Here is a 12,181-nt window from a genome sequence, read left to right as displayed (position 1 = left end):
ACAAGACCTCAGCCAGCAGAGAAGCGCCTCCTCCTGAAGGAAAACCCAACTGAAAGAGAATAATGCCTCTTACCGCCAGACCCGATCGCGTGGTTCAGCCGATTGGCCGGTTATCTCACTGATATCGCCAATTGAGGCCGGAGTTGATAAACAGAAGCCAACTTACGAGGACCATGTTTGCTTGAGAATCACCAAGCCTTGGTGTCTGGATCAACAGCGGAGGTAATCGCCTGTCCGTCTCTCATTGGGATATGGGCTGGATGACCTCGAAGAGATTGTCCCAAGGATCTGCGAAGAAGGCTACGCGGAGGCCCATGGCAGGTACGTCGTGTGGCTCGCTGGCGATCGTCACGTCACGGTGCTTCAGTTCGTCGATGACAGCGTCGACGCTGTCGACACGGAAGCCCGGGTGGTGCCAACCAGACATGTTGTAGCTGTCGTGCAGGTTATTGTAGGCGGGGCGTTCTGCTGCGCCTTGCCCGGCCATCAACTCAAAATGAAAGCTATCGTCACCGGCAGGGTAGAGAAAGCCGAAACTAAGCCCAGCTACGGACACCGATTGCTTCAATCGAAAATTCAGTTTGTCGGCGTACCAAGCCACCGCCGTATCAAAGTCCGGCACTCGGATGGCGGTGTGGTTGATCTTGAGCGACGCGAGCGGATTAGGGAGATGAGGTGTGGTGAGATCGGACATAATTCTCCTTGAGTGTTGCCTTTGCGATTGCGAACTAGAGTGCCTTCGTAGTGAGCCAGGACCGCACAGCTTCGGTCACTTCAGCCTTGCGTTCGAGGGGCAGCCAGTGACCAGAAGGCAAGCTCGCTATGGTAAGGTCCCGGCACGCGGTGCTCATGGCTTCGCCGGAGCGATTGTGGGTGATATCGCAGAGCCCGTCGAACTCACCATTGATAAACAGCACAGGCTGGCGCAGTACCCCTCCATCCGGCGCCGCGTGAGCGTATACGACGTTGGCGGCATCATTCAGATACCAGGAATTGCCGGGTCGGAATCCGCTCACGCGGAACGAATCAACGAGGGTCTCAAAGTCAGACGGAGGCCAAAGTGCAGGATCAGGCTCTACCGCCGGGGCGTGGTGCTCCGAACCAAACCAACCGCCGTTGCGCGTGGTGATGGCCGAGCGGTACATCTTACCTGCCGATTCGGGACTTCCACTTCGGAAGATCGCCGCGAGGCTTGCGCGGATATCTGCATCGAAATCGGCGACCGTCTGTTCGAAGTGGGTCAGGTAGAAGCGGTAGTAGTCCCATTGTCCGTCCGGGTACTGATCGACGGGATAAAGCTTACGGTCGATGGACGGCAGAAGACTGGGCAGCGCGAAGCCATTCGGCATATAGGGAACAGAAACGAAGACGACGCCCCGGCTTCGCTTCTGGTGATGCGCGGCCAGCGCCCCGACAACGGGGCTTCCCAGGTCGTGCCCAATCCAGATGGCCGGGCTTGCGCCAAGATGGTCATGCAGTTCGACCATGTCTTCGACGATTTCTTCCAGAGCGTACGCTTCCGATGCGGTCGGTACAGACGAACCGCCGTAGCCGCGCATGTCCGGCGCAACGCAATGCCATTCGTCAAACGCGAAGGCCTCGATCTGCGCGCGCCACACCAAGCTAATCTCAGGCCACCCGTGTAGGAAGATCATCAACGGGCCATCGGGAGGGCCAGCCTCCCAGAAGTGCGTGGTGTGACGTGGCGAACTGAATGTGGCCTCAGTGAGTGTGACGGATGTTGCCATCTTGAGTTCCTCTACACGGGGCTTACGCTGCGCAAGAACTTCACGAGTTGTCCGCTGACTTCGGCGGAGGCCTCGTGTTGTATCCAGTGACCTATGTTGTCGAGTTCCAGATTCCCGACGAGGCCTGGAAGGCCAGCGCGAAGCTTTTCCGCAGGAGGATAAAGCGCAGCCAGGCCGTCTGCCTTTCCCGAAATGTAAAACGACGGTTGGGTGATCTTCGCGCCTTTCCAGGCAGCGGAGAGATCGAAATAGAGTTCAGCGGCGCGATAGTAGTTCAATGCCCCGTGAAAGCCGGTGCGTTGGAATTCCGCGATGTTGTGAGTCAAGTATTGGGGTTCCACCCATGAAGGCAATGGCCCGGAAGCAGCGCGATGCAGGCTCCGTGCAGGATCCAACGGGTTCCATCGTTGGTCGGCAGGGGCAGAACCCGATGCCCAATACAAAATGCCGGGCAGCGTCACGGCAGCGTCCGCCCAAACCTGATCGGCTTCCGGTTTTATCTGTTCGAACATGTAGAAGTCGTTCTCATGTCCAGTGGCTCGCATCCGCTCGAAGACGCTGACGTCACCACGCGGAAAATAGGGCACCGCTAGGCAGAACACCGCCTTGAATCGGTCGGGACGCATCATGGCGGCATTCCAGGCATGGGTTGCGCCCCAGTCGTGACCGACAATCACTGCATTGGGACGATTCAGTGCATCAAGGAGTCCGACCAGATCACCGGCGGTATGCAGCGGCGTGTATAAAGCTGGATCTGATGGTGCTGAACTGCGCCATATCCCCGCATATCCGGAGCGATGGCTCGATAGCCTGCAGATGCAACTGCCTTCATCTGCCGTCGCCACGTGTACGAGGTGTCTGGAAACCCGTGACAGAAGAGCACGACCGGCCCATCCCCAATCTCGGTGACGTGCAAGGAGATGCCATTTGAGGCGATCTGATAGTGAAACACAGGCAGATACCTATATATAGGGGCTCATCGGAAGTAGAGAGCTGATCGAGAACCTGGGCTATTTGGCGCCTACAGGGCCTCGCCGGACCGTTCCACCACCCAACTGCAGTCCGTTCACGTCGACGTTTCGAACCTAGACTCAGGCTCGCGTGCAGCTGCGCTTCAGAGGGACCTGCAAGATCCTGCCCGGTGGCGTCCCGAAATCCACCCTTTCGGGGGGATGGGCACAGGCTACGGCAGTGCTACGTTATCTTCAATGCACGTACCGACGACAGATACGGGCAGCGGACACACCAGGGTTTCGTCTCACGACGCGCAGGGTAGCTCGTCCGATCGGAGGTCCATGAGCGCTTCCATGCCGATTCGGATTCTCTGCGTGGACGACCACCCGCTGGTGCGCGACGGCATCACCTTCGCCATTCAGAGCCAATCGGACATGCAGCTGGTTGCCGAAGCTGCCAATGGACTCGAAGCGGTAGAGGCGTTCCGCCGCTATCACCCCGACGTCACGCTGATGGATCTGCGCATGCCTGAGATGAATGGTATCGAGGCCACCAAGGTCATCCGTGACGAGTTTCCAGATGCCCGCATCGTCATGCTCACCACCTATTCTGGCGATGTGCGAGCGCTCCGATCGCTGAAGGTCGGGGCTGTGGGCTATGTCTTGAAGGCGATGATTCGTGCAGAGTTGATCAACACCATCCGCGCCGTTCACGCCGGCCAACGCCGCATCCCCGCACAAATCTCCAACGAGATCTCCGAGCACTTCCAGGCCGACGCGCTCTCGCCGCGAGAGATCGATGTATTGAAGCACGTAGCCGCCGGTTGCTCCAACAAGGTCGTCGCCAACCACCTGAACATCTCGGAAGACACCGTCAAAGGTCACATGAAGACAGTCCTCGCAAAGCTGCAGGCCAACGACCGCACGCACGCCGTGATGATCGCCACACGCCGCGGCTTCCTTGACGAGTAGTCGAAGCCGATCGCTCCTCCGGCTGACGCCACGCCGAATCCTCCCACAAAATCTCCTCTCGGTCGCAGCGGCGCAACACTTCAATCTCCTCGAATGAGGTATCGCGCGACCACTCCTCCGTGGACTGCGCTATCGCTCCACTCCTTCCATACTTCTGCTCAGGTGAAGGAGGTGCTATGCGCGGTCTGCAAGCGGTCTCAGGAGTACTCAACACCCTTGGAGTTCTCACCGCCGGCGCTGTCCTGGGCCTGGGGTGGGTCGGCGTCCTGGGCCTCACCGGCCTCATCGCGGCGACGATTCTGCTAACTCTGGCACGCGCGTTGCCCTTGGCGAGCTGCCGAAGGGCCTCGACAGCTTCCTTCGTCGAGAACGGCAAGAGTTCTTGATCGTCAACCGGTTCGGGTCTGCATACCGTGACAGCAACGGCATCAGGGTCGAATGTCTCTTGTGGTTCCAGCTGCGTCCGTTGGGCCGAGCCTGCCTTTGCGTAGCCGGAAGATCGTAGCGACCAGCCTATGGCGCAACGAGCCGCTGTGCTGGTACACCACCGCAGCAGGCACCCGAAGCTCTACCTGCGTGCCGTCACGATGGCGCAGCTCGATACTGATCGAAGCGTGAATCTTGCGGGCCCGCTCGCGCATGCTCGGCAGGCCCCAATGGTTGTCCCTGCGTCCCGCTGCAAGCACGGACTTCTCGACTCCGCACCCGTTATCATGCACACGCAGATGCAGCGCCCGAAGGCGATACGCAATTTCGACGCCGATGATGGTCGCACCGGAGTGGCGGAACGCATTGGTCAGCGCCTCGCGACCGATCAGCACAATCTCCTCGTGCATGTACGACTCCAGCGGGCGCGGCGAGCCCTCTATCTCCACCTGAAACTGCACGGGAGAGATAGACTGCAGCTCGTGCCCGAACAGCTCGAGCGCCTCCGCGAGCGATGCACCTTCCGTATGACTTGTCCGAAGCAGCCGGATACGCTCGCGGCCCTCCTGCATCATCGCGTCAGACTGGTTCAAGGCATGCGTGATATCGGCACGCACCGGGCTCTCTTCCTCCAGTTGATCCATGGAGAACTGCAGCCGCAGCATTAATCCGAAGAGCCCCTGCAACAGCGTGTCGTGCAGCTCTCGCGCGATGCGTTCCCGTTCCTCGAGGCGTTCACTCAAGCGCCCCTGCAGCTCGCGCAGCGCCAGCCGGATGCGGAGACGAACGAGCAGCCAGACGAGTCCAGCCAGTAATAGCCCGACAAGGGTTCGGAACCACCACGTCTGGTAGAACGCAGGAGCAACGGAGAAGAAGAGCGTCGCGCCCGTGTCGTTCCACACACCGTCATTGTTCGCGGCCACTACGTGGAAGTGATAGCGGCCCGGGGGAAGATCGCTGTAATACGCCTGGCGGCGCGTTCCCGCATCCTGCCAAGCCTCATCCACTTCATCCAGGCGATAGCGAAAATGCACCCGCTGCGGGACCGCGAGACTCAGCGCGGTATAGTCAATCTCCACGTTGCGGGTGTGAGGCTGCAGACGAAGAGCGTTGAGGTTTGTGAAGCTCCTCTCGTTAGCCGATACCGACGAGATCGTCACCGGCGGAGGAAGATGATTGCGGAAGCTCTCCATCGTCATGGGGTTCAGCCACGCAATCCCCTTCGTCGTCGCAAACCAGAGCAGCCCATTAGGCGCCTGGATGACCGATGGGGCCGGAAGCTCCTCGCCGGCAAGACCAGGGAGCCCATCCAGCTGGTTGAGTCGGCTTGCCTCGACCGCATAGCCTGGATTCCTCATCCACGTTGCCAGCTGCCCTGCTTCGACATGCGTGATCCCCGAAGGCCCATTCACCCAGAGGTCACCCGACTGCGTTTCGACGACACCCGACACCCTTCCGGGAAGGCGTTTGTCGACACAATGCAGCGCGTGAAAATGCCCGTCGACGAAGAGCTCAACACCGCCAGTGCCGCCCAGCCAGACGTGATTCCCATGCGCGCTAAGGGTGGACACAGCAATGTTGCCCTCAGGCTCGAGGGCATCATAGCGGACAAAGCTCGTTCCATCCCACCGCACAAGATGATTGCCGAACGCGAACCAGACGTTGCCTTCATCATCGTCGGTCATCGCGCCGAGGTTTGTGGGCTCCTTGCCAATGCGATCGTCCTCATTGGTCCACGTATCGCCGATAAGGTGATACACGCCAAGTTGCCGCAAGGAGATCCACACACCGCGGTTTCTATCGACCGCAAGCGAGATCACCGGCTGCTGCTGCTCTCGCGGATAGTGGACAGGGAGGAACGGCCCACCCGTCGACCGTCCGAGCCGGAAGTCCTCCTGCCCTGCAGCCCATATCGTTCCATCGCGATCTCGCTTCAGGCTTGTCACCTGGTTGATGACGCGGAAGGTCTCGACGCTACCATTGGCCTGCAGGTGGGTAAGCGGAAGGCTGAGGCTTCCAGTCCACACAGACCCATCTTCGCCCGCCGCTATGGCAAACTCATGCTCCTGCGTCGCGGTCAACGCAGCGGTGTGGAATGCAACCCGCCGGATCTGTTCGAGCCCAGCGTCGGTGCCTACCCATGCATTGCCCTCGCGGTCCACGAGCACCGTCCATACGGTGTTGGAACTCAGTCCATCCACGGACGTGAAGTTTCTCCCCGGGGTCTGCTCCATCTCCTGCGATGTATGCCACTGCTCGGGTCGTGGCGCCCAGCGCAGGCCCAGGTCGGTCACGATCCAGAGGGAGCCATCCGCCGCGAAGTCGAAGTCGCCCAGCCGCTCGCCCTTGTGATGCGCCACTCCCAGCTCGCGGAAGAGCGTAGGCGATCCCGGAGCGCCGCGAATCTGCCGCAGCCCATAGTCGTCGGAGAGCCAGATGGATCCGTCCGGAGCTTCGTGCAGGAACGCAAAGTACCGCGTGATCCCCGCGCCGAAGCGGCTCTCGACGAAGGTGGACTGACCTGCTGCCAGATACAGCATCTGCCCCGCCCAGGTCTTCACCCATACCGTGCCTTCGCGATCCACCATGAGCCCGGCCGGCTCACCGCCCGGATATCCCGCCTCGCGCCCGATGGCCTTGCACTGCGAGTTCTCCACATGGAAGAGCCCTGACCGGCTCGCGACCCACAGCGAACCGTCCGGCGCCTCTACGATTCGGCCCGTACAGTGGCTCTCCGGAAACCGAATGAACCTGCCTTCCTTCCACAGCACCAGCCCGGACGACCTCGTCGTGAACCACTCGCCTCCGAAGACCGAGGGCAGCACAGCGTCAAGCTTAGTGCTCTGCGCATCGTCGCGCGTAACATCCGCCGCCGTTTCAAAGCGCACACCATCGAAGCGAAAGACTCCGGTGGATGTCTGCAGCCAGAGAAATCCATCCGTCGACTGGCGGATATCGTAGATCGCTCCGATGCCTTCTTCAGCGCTCCACGAGGTGTGATGGAACTGAGGCAGAGCACTCTGCGCCGTCGACAGCAAGGAGGGACACACCAACGCGATCGCCAGGAGAAGCCCACTCGGCAAGGTCCCGCGTCGCCCGTGCCTTCGCGAATCTCTCGCCACGCGCCGGTCCATCGCGTTACTCATTCGGATCCAGGTAGCCTCGCGCCGTCGCAATCGTCACGGCATGTGTGCGGTCATTGGCGCTGAGCTTCAGCAGGATGCTCTTCATGTGTCCCTTCACCGTATCGACGGACACATCGAGCGCATCAGCAATCGCAAGGTTGCTGTTCCCTTCCGACACCAGCTGCAGCACCTCGATCTCCCTCCCCGAGAGCAGGTCTTCGCCAAGCCGCTCCACCACCGTCGCGGCAACCTGCGCAGGAATGCAGCGGACTCCGCCGCTCACCCTGCGAATCGTCCCGAGCAATTCGTTGCGCAAAGTATGCTTCAGCAGATAGCCGGCAGCGCCTGCGCTCAACGCGCGATGAGCCTGCATGTCGCCGGAATACGTCGTCAGCACAACGACGCGCGCCTTCGGGTTGTCCGCTCGGATCTCCCTCATCGCCTCGATGCCGTTCATCCCCGGCATCTGCAGATCCATCAGCGTGACATCCGGCCGAAGCTCGTGGAAGAGACGAACAGCATCCTTCCCGTTCGTGGCCTCGCCAACGAGTTGCATGTCGCTCTGTGTCCGCAGCGCGAAAGCAATGCCATCCCGCATGACGGAGTGATCGTCCACGCAAAGCACTCTGATTCTGTCCGTCATAAATCCCCCTCATGGAATTGGAACTGCATTGCGGGCCCGCTGTGTTCCTGATTGCACTCACCCTAACAGTCTCCGCAGGCTTCGCGCCCCCCCAAAAGGGGGGACGACACCGTTCCTCCTTGATGGGCTGAGACCTCGAAAGCGTAGAGAGCACGGGCGGCACCCGAATGAGTAGGTTCGCGGAGACCCGTCGTGAGGTTACCCACGAGCGCGATTCGATTGAGGATGAGTCTCGTCAGCAGGGAACAGGTCATCAAGCAGAGACCTCTTCCCTCCACATGACTCGCTTCCATGATCGAAGCCCCACTGGGACTTTCAACCACATGCAACTCCAACCGACGAAACGAGGCGATCCAATGAGCACACTCAAGGTGAAGGACGGAACGGAGATCTACTACAAGGACTGGGGCGCCGGGCAACCCATCGTCTTCAGCCATGGCTGGCCGCTGGACGCCGATGCGTGGGATGCGCAGATGCTGTTTTTCGGCGACAACGGCTTCCGGGTCATCGCTCACGACCGCCGCAGCCACGGCCGCTCGCAGCAGACCTGGGACGGCAACGAGATGAACACCTATGCCGACGACCTCGCCGAGCTGCTCGATGCACTGGACGTGAAGGACGCCGTACTCGTCGGCCATTCCACAGGCGGTGGAGAGGTCGTGCGCTACCTCGCACGTCACGGCTCGAAACGTGTCGCCGCCGCGGTACTCATCAGCGCCGTGCCGCCCATCATGGTCAAGTCGGAGAGCAATCCCATCGGCACTCCAATCGAAGCGCTCAACGCGATCCGCGACGGCGTGGTGAAGGACCGCTCGCAGTATTACAAGGACCTCTCCGTGCCGTTCTTTGGCTACAACCGGCCTGGTGCGGAAATCTCCGAAGGCGTGCGCAACAACTTCTGGCTGCAGGGCATGGCCAGCGGCATCAAGGGATCGTACGACTGCATCAAAGCTTTCTCGGAGACCGACTTCCGTGAGGACCTGAAGGGCATCGACGTCCCGACTCTGGTCCTCCACGGCGATGACGACCAGATCGTTCCCTTCCCTGACGCCGGAGCCCTCACGCACAAGCTGGTGAAGAACTCCAAGCTCAAGGTCTATCCCGGCTTCCCGCATGGCATGCCCATCATCCACGCCGATGTCATCAACCAGGACATCCTCTCGTTCCTCCGCAACTAACCAGCGCGGCGGCTCGCCATCCAGTGGGCCGCCGCTCCCGTTTCGAGGACAACATCATGAGCGCCATCGCAACACGCATCCTGCCCCCAACGGCTCGGCCCGTACACACGTCTTTCCCCGGCTTCAGCGAAACCCAGATCGCACGGCTCCAAACATCGGGAATCGAGCAACGCATCTCCGCCGGCACGGTCCTCTTCTCGCGCGGCGATCGGGATGTCGATATGTTCATCGTGTTGCACGGGACACTGCACATCCTCGAGACCGATAGCTCGGGACTCGAGCACATCATCGCCGTGCTCTCGAAAGGCCAGTTCACCGGCGAGCTCGATCTCCTCGACAGCCGTCAGACACTGCTCAACTGCCGCGCGGCGGTCGACGCCACATTGCTGCGCATTCCACGCGGCGGTCTCAAGCAGATCTTGCATACCGAAACCGAGATCGCGAACCTCATCCTGCAAGCCTGCATGGGGCGTCGGCTCGATATCCTTCGCTACGCCGCAGGCGGCGTCCTGCTCATCTGCAGGGGACATAGCGCGGACGCGTTACGGCTCGAACGCTTCCTCACACGCGTCGGCCATCCTTTTCGCACGCTCGACGCTGACATCGATATCGATGCAGAGACGTTGCTCCAATGCTTTGATCTCGATCCGGACCAGTTGCCCGTCGCTATCCTGCCCGACCAGCGCATCCTTCGCAATCCATCCAACGCCGTACTCGCGGATGAGCTCTGCATCGGCGATCTCCGCGACGGATCGAAGCTCTACGACGTCGCGATCGTAGGTGCCGGCCCTGCAGGCCTCGCAGCCGCGGTGTATGCGGCCTCTGAAGGCCTCGCGACAGTCGTCATCGAGGGCAACGTTCCCGGCGGCCAGGCGGGCACAAGCTCCCGCATCGAAAACTACCTTGGCTTTCCCACAGGCGTCTCAGGGCAGGAGCTCTCGGAGCGCTCGATGACCCAGGCCCGCAAGTTCGGCGCGGAGTTCACCATCTCTCGCGACGTTACCCGCATGACTCAAAGTGGTGAGGGCTATACGTTGCATCTCGATGGCGGCGATCCCGTACAAACGCGCACCGTAGTCATCGCTACAGGGGCGCGATATCGCAGGCTCGACGTTCCAAACTACGAACGCTTCGAATACTCCGGCATCCACTACGCAGCCACGGCGATGGAAGCCGCCCTGTGCCGCGGTCAGGAGGTCGTCGTCGTCGGAGCCGGCAACTCCGCCGGGCAGGCTGCGATCTTCCTCTCGCAGTACGCCTCCCATGTACACCTGATCGTGCGCGGCGCGAGCGTGGAAGCCACGATGTCCTATTACCTCGTGCAACGCATCGCGAAATCTCCGGCAGTCTCCATCTGCTTGAACTGCGACATCGTCAGCTTGGAGGGAGACGATCAGCTCAACCGCGTGTCATGGCGCTGCCGCACGACCGGCGTCGCAGTCGATCGCGCAATCTCCAACGTCTTCGTCATGATCGGCGCCAGCCCCAGGACCGCGTGGCTATGCAAAGACCTCGCCGTCGACGCCAAAGGATTCATCGTTACAGGGACAGAAGCCGGCGTCGACGGTCCCTTCGCAACCAATCAGAAGGGTGTCTACGCCGTCGGCGATGTGAGGTCGAACTCGGTGAAGAGGGTCGCCTCCGCAGTCGGCGAAGGTTCCGTCGTCGTCTCCGACATACATAACTACCTCTCTGCTACCCGAGCACCCGCAAACTGACATGGGTCTCGGCGAACTCGCAAGGCGAACGCTGGTACTCTTCTTTACCCGCCACCAACATCTGGTGCCCGACACTTATGAACGGAATAGCGGTCGGGCAACATCGCGGTACATAATGAATCCGGCATGAGCCGGACGTTCTCAATCGCGTTAGTCGGATTTTTCGTGTGCGGCACTTCTGCGGCTCAGAGAGCCGTCTTGTCGTTCCAGCCACAGACCGTGCGCAGTCACACGCTGCTGCCTCATCCGGATCTTGTCAGGTCCGAAATCCACCCGATGGAAGAGGCGCAGGGATTCCGCGCTTTGCTGGACTTGGAAGAGCCGAAGTACAGCATCGAGCAGATCGCAGCGAAGGTGGGCAAATCGCCTGTCTTCGTGGCTTCGAGGGTGAAATTGAGCGACCTTGTACCGGCAGCAGTCGAGGCGTTCTATGCCGATGCAATAGGCGTCGGCCATGCGCTGCTATTGGCGAAGCTGCCCGCCGACCAGCAGGAACCCGCACTTCAAGCGTGCTTCAAAGAGGTATACAACGGAGGATCGAAGCCCGCCCGTATCCTGCTACCCGTCCGCAACCTGCAATTCTGGATTGACAGCAACATCCTGTTAGTCCTGAAAGATGCGCCGTTCAACAAGCGCGACGCGCAGCTTGTTCCCGCCGCAGGCAGTTGTGCTGACTGCCCGAAGCGGACAGGACACAACAAGCTGCTGTTCGGCGATGACCTCGGAAGACAGGGCGACCGATGTAAGTTATGTGGAATCAGGGCAACCGCAAGTATTTTCCGCTGGTCGCCACTGCCGCGCGCCCCGCGTGAGGCGACGGGGCTACTCGGTCTGTTCTCCTTGGACCTCCACCAGGAGGTTCCTTTGTCATTTGAGTTTGCTGTTCATCCTATCCGTTGGGATCGGTGTCCGTTGGTGGCCGCCGACCTTCATGCCTGCTCATGGCTCATGCTCCAGTCTCATCGTGGATTGGCGGCCAACACCCTTGACGCATATTCGCGGGGACTGGAACGCTATCTTGGATTCTTGATAGCGCACCACGTTTGCGCCGTCGTTGCGACACGCGGCGATATAGGGCTGTATGTTGCCAGTCTCCCAGCCGGGATGTCGAACGCGACGATCCAGCTCCAGCTAACCGTAGTCCGTTTGTCCATGCGTACCTGATGGAAGAAGGAGTACGTCCGGCCAACCCAGCGGCCCAGAACGGCAGCGGTCGCGCGATGGTCGCACGGCATCACAAGCTGCCTTGGATCCCGAACGAAGAGGACTGGCATTTGATTCTCAAGTCGGCACGCCATGAGTCGATTCGCAACAGGACCATGCTGGCCTTTGCCTATGACGCTGGTCTGCGCCGTGAGGAGCTTTGTAGCCTGCAGAGCGACGATATCGACCCCTCCCGTCGGATGCTCAGGATTCGT

At 60.6% G+C, this 12,181-nt stretch carries 10 protein-coding genes and 1 pseudogene; 6 read left to right on the top strand and 5 right to left on the bottom strand.

Annotated features, from left to right (window positions below; translation table 11 throughout):
• Positions 1–241: 241 nt before the first annotated feature.
• The 3 genes and pseudogenes from AC5E6W_RS17970 to AC5E6W_RS17960 form a co-directional block, all read right to left on the bottom strand.
• Positions 242–694: a VOC family protein gene (locus AC5E6W_RS17970; RefSeq protein ID WP_491753708.1), complete on the bottom strand. Its 453-nt coding sequence runs from the start codon at positions 692–694 to the stop codon at positions 242–244.
• A 34-nt stretch (positions 695–728) separates the two neighbouring features.
• Entirely contained in the window at positions 729–1,748 is a 1,020-nt protein-coding gene (locus tag AC5E6W_RS17965; RefSeq protein ID WP_491753707.1) for an alpha/beta hydrolase, read from the bottom strand.
• A gap of 11 nt (positions 1,749–1,759) precedes the next feature.
• Positions 1,760–2,580: pseudogene (locus AC5E6W_RS17960) on the bottom strand (alpha/beta fold hydrolase).
• Between the two features lie 475 nt (positions 2,581–3,055).
• Between AC5E6W_RS17960 and AC5E6W_RS17955 the strand changes: the two are divergent.
• Both AC5E6W_RS17955 and AC5E6W_RS17950 read left to right on the top strand, forming a co-directional pair.
• The gene (locus tag AC5E6W_RS17955; protein WP_491753706.1) at positions 3,056–3,673 is read left to right on the top strand and encodes a response regulator; all 618 of its coding nucleotides are present in this window, start codon (positions 3,056–3,058) and stop codon (positions 3,671–3,673) included.
• Positions 3,674–3,849: 176 nt separating this feature from the next.
• The gene (locus tag AC5E6W_RS17950) at positions 3,850–4,059 is read left to right on the top strand and encodes a hypothetical protein (protein ID WP_491753705.1); all 210 of its coding nucleotides are present in this window, start codon (positions 3,850–3,852) and stop codon (positions 4,057–4,059) included.
• Positions 4,060–4,101: 42 nt separating this feature from the next.
• Here the strand turns inward: AC5E6W_RS17950 and AC5E6W_RS17945 are convergent, their stop codons facing one another.
• Positions 4,102–7,137, bottom strand: a complete 3,036-nt coding sequence (locus AC5E6W_RS17945) for a sensor histidine kinase (RefSeq protein WP_491753704.1) — start codon at positions 7,135–7,137, stop codon at positions 4,102–4,104.
• A 100-nt stretch (positions 7,138–7,237) separates the two neighbouring features.
• The gene (locus tag AC5E6W_RS17940) at positions 7,238–7,867 is read right to left on the bottom strand and encodes a response regulator transcription factor (protein WP_491753703.1); all 630 of its coding nucleotides are present in this window, start codon (positions 7,865–7,867) and stop codon (positions 7,238–7,240) included.
• Between the two features lie 356 nt (positions 7,868–8,223).
• Here AC5E6W_RS17940 and AC5E6W_RS17935 point away from each other — a divergent pair, with 356 nt between their 5' ends.
• From AC5E6W_RS17935 to AC5E6W_RS17920, 4 genes are all read left to right on the top strand, one after another.
• Complete coding sequence (locus AC5E6W_RS17935; protein ID WP_491753702.1) at positions 8,224–9,045, top strand: alpha/beta fold hydrolase; 822 nt, start codon at positions 8,224–8,226, stop codon at positions 9,043–9,045.
• Positions 9,046–9,101: 56 nt separating this feature from the next.
• Entirely contained in the window at positions 9,102–10,763 is a 1,662-nt protein-coding gene (locus AC5E6W_RS17930) for an FAD-dependent oxidoreductase (RefSeq protein ID WP_491753701.1), read from the top strand.
• A gap of 126 nt (positions 10,764–10,889) precedes the next feature.
• On the top strand, positions 10,890–11,927 hold the full coding sequence (locus AC5E6W_RS17925) for a ParB/RepB/Spo0J family partition protein (protein WP_491753700.1): 1,038 nt from the start codon (positions 10,890–10,892) through the stop codon (positions 11,925–11,927).
• Positions 11,927–12,181: tyrosine-type recombinase/integrase (locus AC5E6W_RS17920; protein WP_491753699.1), on the top strand; the 255-nt coding region annotated here is incomplete at its 3' end. The genes AC5E6W_RS17925 and AC5E6W_RS17920, both read left to right, overlap by 1 nt.

The organism is Bryocella sp. (assembly GCF_058498515.1).
Note: the sequence above shows the minus strand (reverse complement) of the source record. Positions and strands in the feature narration are given on the sequence as shown.